We start from the raw sequence: 15,895 nt of genomic DNA on the forward strand, positions 1-15,895 counted from the left end.
CGCCTACTGCCGGGCGTCTACTGCCGGGTGAACCTGGTGGGTCGCACCACCAGCACCACCCGCCGCTCGGCATCCCCCACCGGCTTGTCGTACGGCAGGCCGTAGCGTCGCGCGAGCACGTCGAAGAACTCCCCGCCGGGATCGGCCTCCACCCGCTCGACCGTGCCGCGCACCTCCAGATACCGGTAGGGCTGCTCGGGATCGTTGATCGAGATCGCCACCTGTGGCCGCTCGGCGGCGTTGCGCCCCTTCTGCCGGTCATGGGTGGTGGTGAAACGCAGGAACTCGCCGTCCCAGATCGTCCACACAGGGGTGACCTGCGGGCTTCCGTCGGGCATCAGCGTGGCCAGGTGAGCGAAGAGCGGACGGTCGAGCAGATCGGCATGAGTCTCAGGAATCATGCCGAGCAAACTATCAAAGCTTTGATGGTTATCAACCCTCGTATGCTCCAAGGGTCTCCGTCGCCCTCTCCAGCAGCGCCCGCACCTGCGCCCGCTCGGCCTCCGAGAACGCGTCGAACAGCCGCCGCTCCACGCCCGACGCCGCCTCATCGGCCCGCTCGATCAGCGCCTCACCCTCGGGGGTGAGCCGGGTGACCAGCACCTGCGCGTGATCGGGTGAAGGCGTGCGCTCGATGAGCCCCCGGCCCTCCAGGGTCTTCAGCACCGTGGTCATGCTCTGCGGCGTCACCAGGCACAACCTGGCCAGGCGCGCCCCCGAGACGCCGGGCACCAGCCAGAGGGACAGCAGTGCGGCATACTGCGGCACGGTCAGGCCGAAGGGACGCAGGACGCGCGTCTTCTCGGCGATCAGGGCTTGCTCGGCCTGCTTGATGTAACCGCCGAGCCGCCACTCGGTCGCCTTGATGCCCATGGGGACGAGGCTATGCCATCAGAGGCCTGACGGTTACGCCGTCACACGAGGTCAGTCGGACTCCGTCAGCCCGATGGAGAACGCCGCGTCGAGGTCGTGCTTCGAATACGCCCGGAACGCGATGTGCGTCTCGGTGTGCAGCACCCCGGGCACCTTGTTGATGCGCCCCGGCACGACCTCGGCGATCTGCTCGTAGGCGGGCACGCGGACCATCGCCAGCAGGTCGTACTCGCCCGTGATGGAGTACACCTCGCTGACCCCGCCGATCTCGGCGATCGTCTGGGCGATCTCCGGGATGCGGTCCACCTCGGCGTTGATGTGAACGATTGCCGTGACCATGAGCCACACTGTATCGGCCCCCGGACTCAGCGCGGATACCCGCCTTGGTAGGCCTGGTCGAGCCGGGCCTTCACACGCGCCGCGCCGTGCACGGGCAGGGCCCAGTCGCCCTCCACCTGGACGAGGCGCACGCCGGGTGACTCCAGCCAGCGCAGGATGGTCTCGCTCTCCTCGGCGGTGGCGGCGTGGACGGGGCCGTGGCCAGGGATGACGGTTTCGGCGCGGGCGATGAGGGAGTCGACGAACGGGGTCGGGTGGGCGCCGCGGGGCATGACGCCGGCGGCGCACAGGCGGCCGTGGCGCACCACGTGGATCTCCCAGCCGCCGTCGAAGGCGGGGGAGGCGGCCACCAGGTGGGGGATGCGGGTGAGGGCGGTCAGGCGTTGCATGCGCGCCGCCGTACGGACGTAGACGGCGAGGCGGTCGCGGTCGAGGGAGGCCTCTTCGTAGCGTTGCTCGACCGACAGGCGTTCCATGCGGGCCAGCAGCGCGGTGTAGACGGGCGTGATGTCGGTGAGCATGGCGCGGCGGGCCACGTCGGTGTGGGCGGAGTAATCGGCGACCGACTCCTTGCCCTCGCAGGGCGCGCCGCAGCGGCCCATTTCGTACAGCACGCACGCGCGGCGGCCGCCGGTGAGCGACAGGCGGTCGGAGCACTGGCGCAGCGGCACGGTGTCGTAGAGGGCGGTGCGGGCGTCGTCGGCGGCCTGCTGGTTGGGGAAGGGGCCGAGGTAGGTGGCGGAGTCGCCGCGCAGCTCGCGCACGATGGACAGGCGCGGGAACGGCTCGTCGGTGAGCTTGAGCCAGACGACCTTGTCGGGGAATTTCGACCGCCGGTTGTAGCGCGGTTTGGCGCCGCCGATCAGCCGCAGCTCCCGCACCTCGGCCTCGAGCGTCGTGGCGCACACCACGTGGCGCACCCGCTCGGCGATGCCGATCATCTCGCGGATGCGGGGGCGGGTCTCGCTGGCGGTGAAGTAGGAGCGCACCCGGTTGCGCAGGTTGGTCGACTTGCCGATGTAGAGCACCTCGCCGCGGCTGTCTTCGAACAGGTAGACGCCGGGGGCGTGGGGGACGTGCTCGGCCAGGTGGCGCTTGCGCTGCTGCTCGGGCGTGGGCGCGCGGACGAACGACTTCAGCTCCTCGAAGGTGTGCACCTGGAAGGAGCCCGAACGGGCGATGAGGCCGTGGAGCACGTCGACGGTGGCGCGCGCGTCGTGCAGGGCGCGGTGGATCGGCTCGGTGGTGCTGTGGAAGAAGCGCGCGAGCGTGCTCAGCTTGTGGTTGGGGGTCTCGTCGCGCGTCAGCACCCGCCTCGCCAGGTCGACGGTGTCGAGCACGGCGTTCTTCGGCGGCGCGTAGCCGTGTCTCTGGCAGGCGGCCTTGACGAAACCGGTGTCGAATCCGGCGTTGTGGGCCACGAGCACCGTGCCGGAGATGAATTCGAGAAAGGAGGGCAGCACCGCCTCGATGCGCGGGGCGGCGACCACCATCGCGTCGGTGATGCCCGTCAGCACGGAGATGAACGGCGGGATCGGCCCGCCGGGGTCGATCAGGGTCGCGAACTCCCCGAGCACCTCGCCCCCGCGCACCTTGACCGCGCCGATCTCGGTGATGGCGTGCTCGGCGTGGGAACCCCCGGTGGTCTCGAGGTCGAAGACGACGAAGGTCACCTCCTGAAGGGGTGTGCCCAACTCGTCGAGAGTGCCCTGAACCGCGTCCACGACCAAGACCTTAGAAGGGGCCACCGACAGTTCCTTGGCAGGTCCGTTACTCTGCCCTTTATGTCTGGGGGACGACTGGCCGGGCGCTACACCTTCATCCGGCAGCTGGGCGCCGGCGGTATGGGGACCGTCTGGCACGCCCGCGACGAGATCCTTGACCGTGAGGTCGCGGTCAAGGAGCTCACCCTGCCCGAGGGCATGGACGAGGCGAGCAGGCGCGAGATGCTCACCAGGGCGGTGCGCGAGGCCCAGGTGACCGGCAGCCTGCGCCACCCGGCGATCGTGGCGCTGCACGACGTGGTGGAGGAGTACGGCAGGCCGTGGCTCGTCATGGAGCTGCTGCGCGGCCGCAACCTCGGCGACGCCGTACGCGATCACGGCCCGATGGCCCCCGAGCAGGTCGCCCGCATCGGCGCCGAGGTGCTCGACGCGCTCATGGCCGCCCACGCGCAAGGACTGCAGCACCGCGACGTCAAGCCGGGCAACATCTTCCTCACCGACACCGGCCGCGTGGTGCTCACCGACTTCGGCATCGCCCGCCAGGAGGGCCAGGCGACGCTCACCCAGGCCGGGATGATGATCGGCTCACCCGGCTTCATCGCCCCCGAACGCCTGGAGGGCGAGCTCGGCGGCCCCGGCAGCGACCTGTGGTCGCTCGGCGCCACGCTCTACTCGGCGGTCGAGGGGCGCCCGGCCTACGAGGGCCAGGCGGCCGACCGCATCCGCGCCACCCTGAGCGGGCCGCCGCCGCCCTGCCGGGTGCCGCTGTTCAACGCGATGATGGCGCCCCACCCGGCCTCGCGCCCGTCGACGCAGGCGGCGCTGCACGCTCTGCGGCAGCTCGCCGCGGGCCGGCAGGTCGACCTGCCCGAGGCGACGCGGCTGAGCCGCAGGCCCCGCCGTACGAAAGCCGCCGTGATCGTGACGACGGCCGCCGCCGTGCTGGTGGCCGCGGGCGTGGGCGGCTACCTGTACCTGAACCGCGCGCCCGCCAAGCCCACCGCCTTCACCCTGCCCGTCGACCTGTGCACGCTGCTCACCCCCGAGCAGGTCGGCGCCATGCTCCCGGCCAAGAACCCTCCCAAGGGCGTGGCCGACACCGACGACGAGGGGCCGTCGTGCGGGTGGACGGCGGTCAACATGGGCCTGCAGGTGCAGGCGCAGAAGGACTCCGACGCGCCCAGCCCGTGGGCGATGACCCCCGAGCGCGCCCGCTCGCTGATGATCGCCCAGGACCGCAAGTGGAGCGAGTCGAAGGGCACCTGGTCCTGGCCGGAGATCGGCGTCGGCAAGGCGCAGAAGGCGGCCTTCACCAAGTCGCGGTGGCTGCAGGGCGTGGGCGAGGAGGCCTTCGCCATGGAGATGACCGGCCCCGACGGGCGCGTGCACACCGGGCGCGTCTACTACCGGCTGGCCAACCTGGTGGTGCGCGTCGACTACACGACCATCATGACCAAGCCCACCGACGACGACATCCGGCAGACCGCCCTCAGAGCCGCCAAGGCCACAGAACAGGCGCTGAACCGTGCAGGGTGAGCTGGCGGGCCGCTACCGGCTGCTCGAACGGCTCGGCGAGGGCGGGGCCGGCACCGTCTGGCGCGCCCACGACGTGATGCTCAACCGGCTCGTCGCCGTCAAGCAGGTCCGCATGCCCGCCGACCCGCGCCAGCGGGCGGAGTTCGTCCAGCGCGCCATCCGCGAGGCCCAGTCCGCGGGACGGCTGCGCGACCCGGCCATCGTCCTCGTGCACGACGTGGTCGTCGACCCCGCCGACCGAGGGGGCCAGCCGTGGATCGTCATGGATCTGGCCACCGGCCGCTCCCTTGACAAGGTCATCGCCGAGCACGGCCCGCTCCCCGCCGAGCACGTGGCACGCATCGGGCAGCGGGTGCTGTCGGCCCTGCGGGTCGCGCACGCGCACGGCATGCTCCACCAGGACGTCAAGCCCGGCAACATCCTGCTCGACAGCGACGGCACCGCGATGCTGACCGACTTCGGCATCGCCACCCCCATCTACGGCAGCAGCGACGGCTTCAGCAGCGCCGGCTCGCCCGCCTACATGGCGCCCGAGCGGTTCAACGGCCAGCCCGCCGGGCCCTCCTCCGACCTGTGGTCGCTCGGCGCGGCCCTCTACGCGGCGGTCGAGGGGCGCGGCCCGTTCGAGCGGCCGATCCCGGCCGCCGTGGTCGCCGCCGTGATCATGCAGGATCCGCCCTTCCCCAAGCGGGCGGGGCGGGAACTGGGCTCGCTCATCATGGACCTGCTGTCCAAGGATCCGGCGCGCCGGCCCGCCGCCGAGGAGGTCGAGCGGAGGCTGTCCCTGCGGCCGTCGCGGGCGCCGATCAGCAAGAAGTGGCTCCTGGCGCCCGTCGCGCTCGTGGTGGCGGGCGGGCTGGCGTGGGGCGGCTTCGCCGTACTGAACCGGCCGGCCGAGACCGGCCGGTTCGCGACGGCGCCCGATCCGTGCGAGGTGATCACCGCCGAGCAGGCCGCGGGCCTGCTCGGCGGCGGCGACGTGGAGCTGTCGCGCGGAGCCGCGGGGGTGTGCGGGTGGAAGAGGTTCGTGCGCAGTACGGCGGAGCGCACGCTGACGCTCAGGCTGCGGCCGCAGCAGCCGTCGGGCAAGGTGAGCGGTCCCGAGGTGGCCAAGAGGGTCTTCGACGGCGAACGGGTCAACCAGGGCGACGTGACCGATCTGCAGGGAGTCGGGGAGGCCGCCTACATCCAGCACGACGACCAGACCGGCAGGAACCGGGGGCGGAGCACCGTGCGTTTCCGGCTGAGCAACCTGCTGGTCGAGGTCTCCCTGGACGTACGGCGCGACAGCGGGCTCTCACCGGAGGATCGCGACATCGCCCAGAAGGCCGCCCAGACCATCGCGAAGGAGCTTTAAGCATCCTGCAAGCGCCATTACTAGCATGTGTCGCCATCTGATGGGCTTACCTCGGGAGTCTCAGTGACCGAACCCCCCACCAACCCCTACCGAATGCCGCAGCAGCCGTACTACCAGCCGCCGACCCAGCCGCCGACCCAGCCGCAGCCGCAGCGGCGACGCGGCTGGATCCTGCCCGTTGGCGCCGCGGTCGTGGTCGTGCTGGTCGGCGGGGGCGTGGGCGGCTACCTGTGGCTCGAGAACCGCTCCACCAGCAGCCCGGCGGGCACCCCCGACGTCGTCGACGTCAAGACCTCGCAGGCCCCCGCCGCCGCGGTGGCCGCCGCCCCGCCCGACGTCTGCACCATGCTGCCCAAGCAGGAAGTCGAACGCCTGGTGCCCGACGCCACCGTGCGCGGCGACTCACGCGAGAGCGACTACACGGTCAACTTCGACTGCACCTGGGAGAACCTCAACATCTCCTTCGGCGAATACACGCGCTCGCGCACCATCGAAGTCAAGATCGACCAGCACAAGGCCGACGGCGCCAAGACCGGCCGCGCCATGGCCGAGCAGTCCTACGACTTCGACTACACCTCCGCCCGCTACCGCGAGACCCACAAACCCACCCTCAAACCGGGCGAGAAGGACTACTCCTCCTCCGTCACCGACATCCCCGGCGTCGGCGACGGCGCCTACGCGCAGTACACCTGGCGCCGCGACAAGGTCCTCGCCTACGCGTACGGCCAGGCCTTCGGCCGCGTCGGCGACATGACGATCGAAGTACGCTTCCAGGCCGGCCAGCAGCGCAAGGACGCCCTGGTGCTCACCAACGACACCAAGCAGTCCATCACCGAGGCCAACGCCGTCCGCGAGGTCAGCGGCATCATCGGGCACGTCGCCAAGGGCCTGGCCGACTGGCAGGCCAAGCACCCCGGCGCGCTCGCCTCACCCAAACCCGCCGCCACCACCTCGCCCAGCGCCCGCCCCACCCCCTCGCAGTCGACGCTCGCCGCCATGCCCCCGCTCTGCCAGGCGGCCTCCGAGGCCGCCACGGCCCTCGTCCCCGACGCCCAGCTGCGCACCCGCGCCCTGGAGGACGGCAACGACAGGCAGACCGAATGCCGCTGGCTCACCCAGAACGGACCCGCCTCCGCCGGGATGAAACGCCTCGCCTCCGTCATGATCACCATCCACGACTTCGCCAACCGCGCAGGCACGGCCGACCCCGTGTCGGCGAAGGGCTTCTACACCAAGAAGTACGGCTCGGCGAAGCTGATGCAGGACTTCATCGGCGACAAGCGCATGACCTGGGGGCCCCTCACCGACCACAAGGGGCTGGGAGAGGCGGCGTTCTCGCAGTACCTGGGAGACCGGAAGAACGAGTTCTTCAACGGGGGCACGAACCTGTTCGTCAGGAAGGGGGCACTGGTGATCGAGATCTCGTACGCCGGGGCGGTGCTGCCTGTGGACGCGGCCAACAACAGCCCGAAGGTGAAGATCTTCGAGCCCAAGGAGGCTGACGCGGGCGCCATGACCATCGCCAAGGCCGTGGAGGCCTACCTCAAGGGCGGCGCCACCGGCAGCTGACAGCATGGTCCTCGCGGGTCGTGCGCCTTCGGCGCATGCGTGCTCGGGCTGTGCCCGGTGGGGGTGCGCCTGGCGGCGCACCCCCACACCCCCGGACGAGGGGCCTGCCGGCCCCTCGCGCTCCCCGGCCGTTGCCGTGAGGGGAGGGCTTTGGGAGCTGCGGCGAGGCCAGGAGATGGGCAAGCAGGCTTGAGCGCGAGGCAGGAAGGCCGAACATGCACTTCGGAGGCCTGTCGCTGACGTGTCAGGGGAGGATGTGTGAGTCGCGGCTGGAGCGCCGTGCTGACGTTCTTCGCGTGACGAAGTGTGTGGATCAGCTCGGTCGGATGTCCCTGCCAGCCCTCGCTCAGCCCCCGTGCCTGGGCACTGGTGAGAGGGACGGCATCGATGACAAGCGATGTGATCGAGGTCCCAGTCAGGAGCGTGCGGATCCGCCCCGTACTGGTCGATGAGGATGCGGAATCGGATGGCCGCTCCTGCAGCCCCCGAGAGCCATCGGGGTCGTACGGGCACGAGGACGGCGACGCCCTGATGCGCGCCAACTCCAGACCACCGCGATCGAGCCCACCCCCGCAGCACCCTCCCGACGGCTGCTCACCGCACCACGAACGGCTCCAGCAGCCCCGGTACAGCCTCCCCCGCCAGTTCCAGCCCGTGGTCCTGCCCCACGTCCACCACGTCGTAATGCCCAGCCCCAGCCGCCGTCGTCGCGCGGACGGTGATCAACCCGAGCCGCCGCTGGAAGTACGACTGCTTGATCTCCCACCCGATGATCCCCTTGCGCTCCAGCGCCACCGTGCGCAGGTTGCTCACCCCCATCCGCGTGATCAGGTGCCTGGGCGCGAGGGCGTTGCCGAGGGCGCGGTAGTCGGCGCGGGCGTGCCACAGCGTGAACGGGACGTAGGCGATCAATGCCGCCCACACCCACGACGGCAGCCACAGCCAGTCGGCGGCGGCGAGCGCGGCCACGATGACGGCGACCTCGATCAGCGACATGCGTACCCGTTTGGCGCGCGCCGCGGGCGGGTGGGGGTGCAGGCGGGGGAGGGGGCCGCCGGTGAAATGGTCGGCGAGCCGTACGGCGTCGGCGCGGGGCAGCGGCGGCGTCAGCGCCGAGAGGTCCTCGGCCGACTCGTTCTCCTCCGCCTTGCGCTTGAGGCCGGTGGCCACCACCTTGAGGCGCGCCGCGCCGCCCAGGCGGGCCAGGAGGGGCTCCGACAGTTCCACGCCTCGAAGGCGGCGCTCCTCCATGGTGAGCGAGCGGGTCGTGAGCAGGCCGCGGCTCAGCTTCAGGCGTCCCGGCTCCTCCTCCAGGCGGTAGTTGCCCCACTGGACGGCAAACACGACGGCGGCGCCGACGACGCCGAGCAGCACGTTGGCCAGCAGGATCAGCGGGACGCGCAGCCACGGGTCGGCGGTGAGCCAGCCCCAGGCGGCCTGCCGTACGGCGTTGTCCCACAGGTCGATGCCGAGCCAGCCGAGCGGCTTGGAGACGATGCCGACGACCAGGGCGGCGCCGATGAACGACCACACGGTCAGCGGCGCGAACCTGGTCCACGACCAGTCGAAGCTCGACAGCGGGCCCTGCTCGGCGGCCGTGCCCTCGGCAGCGTGGTGTTCGGAGTGGAGGAGCACGCCGCGCAGGTGCTCGGCCTCCGTACGGCTCAGCGGGTCGAGGGTGAGGGTGCTGTCGCCGCCGGCGTTGTGCTCGCCGGTGCCCACCTTGACGACGGACAGGCCCAGGACGCGGCGCACGGGGTCGGCCTTGAGGTCGACGCTGCGCACCCGGTCGCGGGGGATGGAGCGGTGCTGGCGTACGGCGATGCCGCTGCGCAGTTCCAGGCGCTCGGCGGTGAGCCGCCAGGTGGTGGTGCGCAGGCGGAGCAGGTCGTAGGTGAGCACCGAGATGATCACCAGGACGAGGGCGGCGGCGCACGCGGCGACGATCCAGAACATCGGCCAGTGCTGACCGTTGGCGAAGCGCAGGACGGCGAGCGTGACGGGGACGGCGATGGCGAGGGAGAGGACGGAGGAGGCGGCCAGGCTCCTGCTGTCGAGGGTGCGCCAGCCGGCGGGAGCGGGGTCGGTTGACGGGCCCGCCACGGGTGCCCGGTCTGCCGCCGACGGCGACGCCTGCGCCGGTGTGAAGCCCTCCGGACGCTCGGACGGGCCGGTGGGGGCGCTCACGTGGCGTCACCCGGTGTCGCCTGGGTGATCGCGGTGAGCCGTGCCGCGAGGTCGGCGGCGAGATCGGCGTCCAGTGCCTCGATGGCGATCGCCCCCGACGCCGACGCGGTCGTCACCTTCACGTCCGCCAGCCCGAACATGCGCTGCAACGGCCCCCGCTTGGTGTCGACCGTCTGGATGCGCGACATCGGCGCCACCCGCCACGTCTGCTCGAACCAGCCCTTGCGTGTGTACACGGCCTCCTCCGTCACCTCCCACCGCTGGAAGCGGTAGAGCATCCGCGGTCCCACGAACGACATGACGGAACAGAACACCGCCAGCGCCACCACGAGCAGCGTCAGCCACCACGGCCGGTCGGTGAAGAACCAGTAGGCGGCGAACGCGACACCCACCACGATCACGGAAAGGATCAGCCGCTCGGTCGTCCACCAGGCCACGGCCCTGGGATCCACCTGGTTGCGCGGAGGTCGGAGTGTGGTCACCGTCGTTCCTTCTTCTGGACATTGCGAGAACTCTGCGACGCCGCCGCCAGGCAGGTCGCCGCGCCGAGCACGGCGACGGCGATGCCCGCGAACAGTTCGTGCCCGTCGAGGACGGGCAGCAGGTTGATCACGAACCAGCCGCTGTCGCTGATGGCGGCGCCGACACCCTGGATCACGGCCAGGACGCCGACGACCTCCAGAAACACCCTCATGGTCCCAGAGTGGCCCATGGGAGCCGCTCGCCGCGTCGGACCACAGTCGAACGACCCACCGACTTTGGTAGCTGTCTTCTCGCAGGTCGCAGCGCCTAGGCTCGGATGGTGTGACGGAGTATCGGTGGCTGCTCCCCTCGGTCCTGCTGGGGGACGGGCAGGACGGACGGCCGGTCAAGCGCTCGACGCGTGACTGGTTCGTCGACATCGTGATCTTCGCGCTCTGCGCGTTCGCCACGCTGGCGCTGCTCGGCGAGCTCCAGGCGTCGGGCACCCGCGTCTCCGACTTCGAGCAGCTCCTGGCCGCGCTGGCCTGCGTGGCGGTGTGGCTGCGGCGGAGGTGGCCGGTCGGGTTGTGCCTGGTGATGACGGTGATCACCACCTACTTCATCCTGGCCGGGCCGCCGGCCGCCGTCGCGCTGTTCACGGTGGCGGTGCACCGGGCGTTCAACGTGTCGGGGCCGATCCTGCTGGTCAACCTCCTCACGGTGCTGCCGTCGGCGCAGCTGCGGCCGGATCCGACGTTGCCGTTCTGGGTGAACGTGGGTGTCACGGAGGCGGCGCTGCTGGCGATCTTCGCCTGGGGCATGGTGGTCAGGGCCAGGCGGCAGCTGGTGTGGTCGCTGCGGGCGCAGGCCGACCAGGCGGCCGAGGAGGCCAGGCGGCTGGAACGCGAGCGCATCGCCCGCGAGATGCACGACGTCCTGGCCCATCGGATCTCGATCCTGAGCCTGCACGCCGGGGCGCTGGAGTTCCGCCCCGACGCTCCGGCGGAGGAGGTCTCCAGGGCGGCGGGGGCGATCAGGGGCAGCGCGCACCAGGCGCTGCAGGATCTGCGCGAGGTCATCGGGGTGTTGCGCGCCGGTGACGCCGAGGAGCCGACGCCCGAGCGCCCGCAGCCCACCCTGGACGACCTGCCGGGCCTGGTCGCCGAGTGTCGTCAGGCGGGGATGAGGGTGGAGCTGGAGGTCGAGGCGGGCGAGGTGCCCGAGCGGGTGGGGCGGGACGCGTATCGGATCGTGCAGGAGGCGCTGACGAACGCGCGCAAGCACGCTCCCGAGGTGCCGGTGTCGATCAGTGTGGGCGGGGTGGCGGGTCAGGGGCTCGGCATCCGGGTGCGCAACCGGCTCCCGGCCAGGGCGGGGCGGGGGATGGGGATCCCCGGCTCCGGGTCGGGGCTGATCGGGCTCACGGAGCGGGCCTCGCTGCTGGGGGGACGGCTCAGCTACGGGCCGACACCGGAGGGCGAGTTCGAGGTGGAGGCCTGGCTCCCGTGGAAGACGTGAGCGGGCGGGCCGTGGGAGGCGTAAGCCGACGGCCGTGGAAGACGTGAGCGAGCACACCTTGGAAGACGTAGGGGAAGGTGGGTGTGACAGGGTGGACGGCATGATCCGTGTGGCCATCGTGGACGACGACGCCCTGGTGCGTGCCGGCCTGTCGATGATCCTCGGCGGTGTCGCCGACGTCGAGGTGGTGGGTGAGGCCGCCGACGGCGCCGAGGTGCCCCGCCTGGTCGCCCTGCACAAGCCCGACGTGGTGCTGATGGACATCCGCATGCCCGAGGTCGACGGCCTGACCGCCACCGAGGCCCTCAGGGCGGCCCCGGCGCCGCCCGAGGTGGTGGTGCTGACCACCTTCCACGCCGACGCCCAGGTCCTGCGGGCGCTGCGCGCGGGAGCCGCCGGTTTCCTGCTGAAGGACATCCCTCCGGTGGAGCTGGTGGAGGCCATCCGCAGGGTCTCGCGCGGCGAGCCGATCCTGTCCCCGGTCGTGACGCGCCAGCTGATCACGCATGTCGCCGACGGCAACGACGACCGGCGCACGCGGGCGCGCACCCTGCTCGGCAAGCTGAGCGAGAGGGAGCGCGAGGTGGCGATGGCGGTCGGCCAGGGCAGGTCGAACGCCGAGATCGGCGCGGAGCTGTACATGAGCGTCGCCACGGTCAAGGCGCACGTCTCGCGCATCCTGACCAAGCTCGACCTCAACAACCGGGTGCAGATCGCCCTGCTGGTCTACGACGCGACGTGACCCCGGGAGATCACGAAGCGAGCATGTGCTCGATCGCCGCGCGGTGCATCACCAGGTCGTCGGGATCGTCAGGCATCTCCTGCTCCCCGAAGTGGATCCGCCGGTGCCACACCCTGGCCATGATGATCCCGTGCCGGAGCGCCGCGTACATCTCGTAGAACCCCATGTCCCGCGGCTCGTACCCCGAAGCGTCGCGGTAGGCGGCGCAGACGTCCTCCCGCCGCATGAAGTCCGGTAACCCAGGCAGCTCGAACACCTCGGCGACGTCCTGGAAGAACCGGTGCAGGAAGATCATCCACCCCAGGTCGACCTCGCGGGGGGCGTGCGCCGCCATCTCCCAGTCGAGCACCGCCACCGGCGCGAAGTCGCGGTACATCACGTTCCCGATCCGCGCGTCGCCCCAGCTGAGCACGTCGGGTCCGGGCGCGTCCGGCCAGTGCTCCTCCAGCCACCCGAACGCCCGCTCCAGCAGCGGGATGCGCATCGCGGAGTGCGCCCACTCGTAGTAGGCCCGCGAGGCGTCGACGTGGGCGCGCAGCCCGGAGTCCGGGAACAGCCCCGGCGGCACCTGGGCCTGGTGCAGCCGCGCCAGCATCGCGACCGTGCGGTCCTGCAGGGCGCGCCGCTGCTCCGGCGCGGCTTCCAGGAGCCAGCCCTCGAAGGTGTACGGCATGACGTCCGGCGGCACCATGCCCTCCTCCCGCTCCATCACCAGGAACGGCGCCCCGAGGAAGCCGGGGTCCGGTTCGTACCACAGGGCCCTGGGGGCGGCGACCAGCTCTCCGGCCAGGCGCATCACCTCGAACTGCGTGCCCAGGTCGTAGCTGGGGAACACCGGGACGGCCTCCGCGGCCGGGGCCAGGCGGGCCACGCAGCGCTGTGCCGTACCGATGGTGAAGAAGAGCGTCTCGCTGGACATGCCGTTGGCCTCGGGCCGCTCCAGCTCGGAAACGGTCGCGGGGGCGCCCAGGCGGCCGCCGAGCCAGGCGGTCAGGCGGGTGCGCAGGTCGTCGAGATCCCTGGTGGAGGTGCGCAGCTGCTCCGGCATGGCACAGTCGTACACGCCAACCAAGCGCTTGTCTAGGTTCACCACTTGTTCGGCAGCCGTACCCTTGTGACAGAAAGACAACGTGATGGAGGCACCGGGATGAGCTCAGCCGGAGAGGGCCTGTCTCGTCCGCTTCCTGAGCAAGTTCGGCTCAACGTGGTGGACCTGGCGGCTCAGGTGCTCGGGTCGATGCCCTCTGCGCTCGTCCCGCCGCCCCTGCGCAACATCGCGAAGTTCGACCCGCGCAAGCGCGCCAAGCTGGGCAGCGCTCCCATCGCCGCGCAGCTCGAGAACGACAAGGAGTTCCGCGAGGCGGTCGCGGAGGCGGTCGAGAAGGGCTGGCCCGAGCTGGCCGCCAGCCTCGCCGAGGGCACCGTGCCGCCCGCCGCCGACCCGGTCGTGGTCGCCGCTGCCGCCTACCTCATGCGCCCGCCCGGCTGGCCCGACATGGTCGAGGCCGCCCGCGCCGACCTGGAGCAGGTGGCCGCCGCCGCCGAGGGCAGCGCGCAGGAGCAGACCGTCACGCGCCTGCGCGAGCAGCTGGCGGCGCAGAAGGCCGCCTCCAAGGAGGAGATCGAGCGGGTGCGCGAGCAGCTCAAGGCCGCCCGCGCCGAGAACGCCGACCTGCGGCGCAAGCTCCACGACGCGCGCGGGCGCGCCAAGGCGGCCGACCACCGCGCCGCCGAGCTCGACCACGAGGCGCACGCCGCCCTGGAGTCGAAGGCGGCCGCCTCCGGCGCGCTGGAGGCCGAGGTGCGCCGTCTCAAGGAGCGCCTGGCCGACGTCGAGAGGCAGCTGGAGGCCTCGCGCCGGGCCGCGCGCGAGGGCCGCAGCATCGAGGACGCCCGCATCCGCGTGCTGCTCGACGCGCTGCAGGACGCCTCGGCCGGCCTGCGCAGGGAGCTGGCGCTGCCCACGACCATCCACCGGCCCGCCGACTCCGTGGTCGGCGCGAGCGCCGAGGGCGGTGGCGTGCGCGTGCCCGCGCGTGCCCTGGCCGACGACGACCCGCAGCTGCTCGACCAGATCCTCGCCCTGCCCCAGGTGCACCTGATCATCGACGGCTACAACGTCACCAAGACCGGCTACGGCACCCTCACCCTGGCCGACCAGCGGGCCCGCCTGATGACGGCGCTGGCCGGCCTGGTCGCGCAGACGCGCATCGAGGTCACCGTGGTCTTCGACGGCGCCGAGCTCAACTCGCACGTCGCGGTCAACGCGCCGCGCGGCGTCCGGGTGATCTTCAGCCCGCCCGGCCAGATCGCCGACGACATGATCCGCCAGCTCGTGCGGGCCGAACCGGCCGGCCGGGCCGTGGCCGTGGTCTCCTCCGACCGCGAGGTGGCCGATTCGGTGCGGAAAATGTCAGCCAGACCCGTTTCGTCGGCATTGCTGCTGCGCAGGCTCGGACGGGCTTAGGTTACAAATCGGGCGAAGGTGGGTTTTCCCATCCGCCACTTCTGTACTATTTCGCCCCAGGCGTGATCACTGGGAGGCGAAGCTGTGAGGTTGGGCCGGGTGCCGCTGGCCGCCGCGTTGGCGGCGGGGGTGTTGCTGATGCATCCCGGTGGGGCCATGGCCGATCCCAGACCCACGATCAAACAGGCCAAGGCCCGCCTGGAGAAGCTGAACGACAAGGCCGACAAGGTCGTGGACCGCTACAACAAGGCCGCTGAGGAGTACCGTACGGCCCGCGGCCGCTACACCAAGCTCAACGGCACCTACAAGGAGAAGCTGGCCACCGTCGCCGGGCTGCGCGGCCAGGTCACCCAGATGGCCGCCGACACCTACCGGATGGGCACCACGGTCGTCTCCTGGCCCGCCATGATGGGCGGCGACGACCCCACGCTCCTGCTCAACGGCATGGCCTTGTCCAGCCAGATCACCGGCGAGCGCGCCCAGCGCCTGCAGCAGTTCGACGCGGAGAACCGCGGGCTCAAGGCCAAGCGTGACGCGGCCCAGGCCGCCCTCGCCGAGGCCGACAAGCACCGTGACAGCACCGCCGCCGAGCGCGCCGAGGTGCTCAAGCTCATCAAGCAGCAGAAGGCCCTGCTCGTGCGGCTCGGCGCCTACCGGGTCGGCGACCCCAACAGCGCCGGCATCAAGTACACCGGCCCCGCCACCGGCAACGCCGCCGCCGCCCTGTCCTTCGCCTACGCCCAGGTCGGCAAGCCCTACCAGTTCGGCGGCACCGGCCCGGGCGGCTACGACTGCTCGGGGCTCACCCAGGCCTCCTGGCGCCAGGGCGGCGTCGACCTGCCCCGCACCACCTGGGACCAGTGGAACTGGGGCAAGACCAACAACCGCATGGTCGACCTGAACTCCCTGCAGCCCGGCGACCTCATCTTCAGCGAGGGACTCGGCCACGTCAGCCTCTACGCGGGCGACGGGAAGATCGTCCACGCGCCGCAGACCGGTGACGTGGTCAAGGTCGTGTCCCTGTCCGACTACGGCAGACCGCTCGTCGGAGCCGTACGGCCGTAGCGGGCCCGCACGATCGACATCCCCTCGGCCGACCGGTTACAGCGGGCCTCGTCGGG

General features: G+C 71.3%; 15 protein-coding genes. 7 read left to right on the top strand and 8 right to left on the bottom strand.

Going from position 1 to position 15,895, the window contains the following annotated elements; genetic code table 11:
- Positions 1-17 precede the first annotated feature (17 nt).
- The 4 genes from ACIBH1_RS08000 to ACIBH1_RS08015 are packed head-to-tail and all read right to left on the bottom strand — an operon-like array spanning position 18 to position 2,936.
- Positions 18-401, bottom strand: coding sequence for a PPOX class F420-dependent oxidoreductase (locus tag ACIBH1_RS08000; RefSeq protein WP_397312850.1), 384 nt, complete (start codon positions 399-401; stop codon positions 18-20).
- Between the two features lie 31 nt (positions 402-432).
- Positions 433-873, bottom strand: coding sequence for a MarR family winged helix-turn-helix transcriptional regulator (locus ACIBH1_RS08005; RefSeq protein ID WP_397312851.1), 441 nt, complete (start codon positions 871-873; stop codon positions 433-435).
- A gap of 51 nt (positions 874-924) precedes the next feature.
- On the bottom strand, positions 925-1,212 hold the full coding sequence (locus ACIBH1_RS08010) for an Lrp/AsnC family transcriptional regulator (protein ID WP_181608273.1): 288 nt from the start codon (positions 1,210-1,212) through the stop codon (positions 925-927).
- 26 nt (positions 1,213-1,238) lie between these two features.
- Positions 1,239-2,936 (bottom strand): DEDD exonuclease domain-containing protein, encoded by a 1,698-nt coding sequence (locus ACIBH1_RS08015; protein ID WP_397312852.1) that lies wholly within the window; start codon positions 2,934-2,936, stop codon positions 1,239-1,241.
- Positions 2,937-2,996: 60 nt separating this feature from the next.
- Between ACIBH1_RS08015 and ACIBH1_RS08020 the strand changes: the two genes are divergently transcribed.
- The 3 genes from ACIBH1_RS08020 (at position 2,997) to ACIBH1_RS08030 (ending at position 7,398) form a co-directional block, all read left to right on the top strand.
- Entirely contained in the window at positions 2,997-4,472 is a 1,476-nt protein-coding gene (locus tag ACIBH1_RS08020) for a serine/threonine-protein kinase (protein ID WP_397312853.1), read from the top strand.
- A complete protein-coding gene (locus tag ACIBH1_RS08025) occupies positions 4,462-5,829 on the top strand; it encodes a serine/threonine-protein kinase (protein WP_397312854.1) in 1,368 nt (455 codons plus the stop codon). Before ACIBH1_RS08020 ends, ACIBH1_RS08025 begins: the two co-directional genes overlap by 11 nt.
- A gap of 63 nt (positions 5,830-5,892) precedes the next feature.
- On the top strand, positions 5,893-7,398 hold the full coding sequence (locus tag ACIBH1_RS08030) for a hypothetical protein (RefSeq protein WP_397312855.1): 1,506 nt from the start codon (positions 5,893-5,895) through the stop codon (positions 7,396-7,398).
- A 594-nt stretch (positions 7,399-7,992) separates the two neighbouring features.
- Here the strand turns inward: ACIBH1_RS08030 and ACIBH1_RS08035 are convergent.
- From ACIBH1_RS08035 to ACIBH1_RS08045, 3 genes are read right to left on the bottom strand one after another with little or no spacing between them, the layout of a single operon-like run.
- Positions 7,993-9,585 carry a PH domain-containing protein gene (locus ACIBH1_RS08035; RefSeq protein ID WP_397312856.1) on the bottom strand — a complete coding sequence of 531 codons (1,593 nt, stop codon included), beginning with the start codon at positions 9,583-9,585 and terminating at the stop codon, positions 7,993-7,995.
- Positions 9,582-10,067 carry a PH domain-containing protein gene (locus tag ACIBH1_RS08040; RefSeq protein WP_397312857.1) on the bottom strand — a complete coding sequence of 162 codons (486 nt, stop codon included), beginning with the start codon at positions 10,065-10,067 and terminating at the stop codon, positions 9,582-9,584. Before ACIBH1_RS08040 ends, ACIBH1_RS08035 begins: the two co-directional genes overlap by 4 nt.
- A complete protein-coding gene (locus tag ACIBH1_RS08045; protein ID WP_397312858.1) occupies positions 10,064-10,279 on the bottom strand; it encodes a hypothetical protein in 216 nt (71 codons plus the stop codon). Before ACIBH1_RS08045 ends, ACIBH1_RS08040 begins: the two co-directional genes overlap by 4 nt.
- Positions 10,280-10,389: 110 nt before the next feature.
- Between ACIBH1_RS08045 and ACIBH1_RS08050 the strand changes: the two genes are divergently transcribed.
- Entirely contained in the window at positions 10,390-11,565 is a 1,176-nt protein-coding gene (locus ACIBH1_RS08050; RefSeq protein WP_397312859.1) for a sensor histidine kinase, read from the top strand.
- A 100-nt stretch (positions 11,566-11,665) separates the two neighbouring features.
- On the top strand, positions 11,666-12,307 hold the full coding sequence (locus ACIBH1_RS08055) for a response regulator (RefSeq protein WP_397312861.1): 642 nt from the start codon (positions 11,666-11,668) through the stop codon (positions 12,305-12,307).
- 10 nt (positions 12,308-12,317) lie between these two features.
- On the opposite strand, the gene ACIBH1_RS08060 is transcribed toward ACIBH1_RS08055, so the two are convergent.
- On the bottom strand, positions 12,318-13,355 hold the full coding sequence (locus ACIBH1_RS08060) for a phosphotransferase family protein (protein WP_397312862.1): 1,038 nt from the start codon (positions 13,353-13,355) through the stop codon (positions 12,318-12,320).
- Between the two features lie 99 nt (positions 13,356-13,454).
- Here ACIBH1_RS08060 and ACIBH1_RS08065 point away from each other — a divergent pair, with 99 nt between their 5' ends.
- Together ACIBH1_RS08065 and ACIBH1_RS08070 are read left to right on the top strand one after the other, a co-directional pair.
- Positions 13,455-14,774 carry an NYN domain-containing protein gene (locus tag ACIBH1_RS08065; protein ID WP_397312863.1) on the top strand — a complete coding sequence of 440 codons (1,320 nt, stop codon included), beginning with the start codon at positions 13,455-13,457 and terminating at the stop codon, positions 14,772-14,774.
- A gap of 84 nt (positions 14,775-14,858) precedes the next feature.
- Positions 14,859-15,839: an NlpC/P60 family protein gene (locus ACIBH1_RS08070; RefSeq protein WP_397312864.1), complete on the top strand. Its 981-nt coding sequence runs from the start codon at positions 14,859-14,861 to the stop codon at positions 15,837-15,839.
- Positions 15,840-15,895 lie beyond the last annotated feature (56 nt).

The organism is Nonomuraea sp. NPDC050663, assembly GCF_044456985.1.
Classification (GTDB): domain Bacteria; phylum Actinomycetota; class Actinomycetes; order Streptosporangiales; family Streptosporangiaceae; genus Nonomuraea.

Coding starts and splice junctions, on each gene's coding strand:
- ACIBH1_RS08000 (WP_397312850.1), bottom strand. CDS start 401: ATGATTCCTGAGACTCATGCCGATCTGCTCGACCGTCCGCTCTTCGCT.
- ACIBH1_RS08005 (WP_397312851.1), bottom strand. CDS start 873: ATGGGCATCAAGGCGACCGAGTGGCGGCTCGGCGGTTACATCAAGCAG.
- ACIBH1_RS08010 (WP_181608273.1), bottom strand. CDS start 1,212: ATGGTCACGGCAATCGTTCACATCAACGCCGAGGTGGACCGCATCCCG.
- ACIBH1_RS08020 (WP_397312853.1), top strand. CDS start 2,997: ATGTCTGGGGGACGACTGGCCGGGCGCTACACCTTCATCCGGCAGCTG.
- ACIBH1_RS08045 (WP_397312858.1), bottom strand. CDS start 10,279: ATGAGGGTGTTTCTGGAGGTCGTCGGCGTCCTGGCCGTGATCCAGGGT.
- ACIBH1_RS08055 (WP_397312861.1), top strand. CDS start 11,666: ATGATCCGTGTGGCCATCGTGGACGACGACGCCCTGGTGCGTGCCGGC.
- ACIBH1_RS08060 (WP_397312862.1), bottom strand. CDS start 13,355: ATGCCGGAGCAGCTGCGCACCTCCACCAGGGATCTCGACGACCTGCGC.
- ACIBH1_RS08065 (WP_397312863.1), top strand. CDS start 13,455: ATGAGCTCAGCCGGAGAGGGCCTGTCTCGTCCGCTTCCTGAGCAAGTT.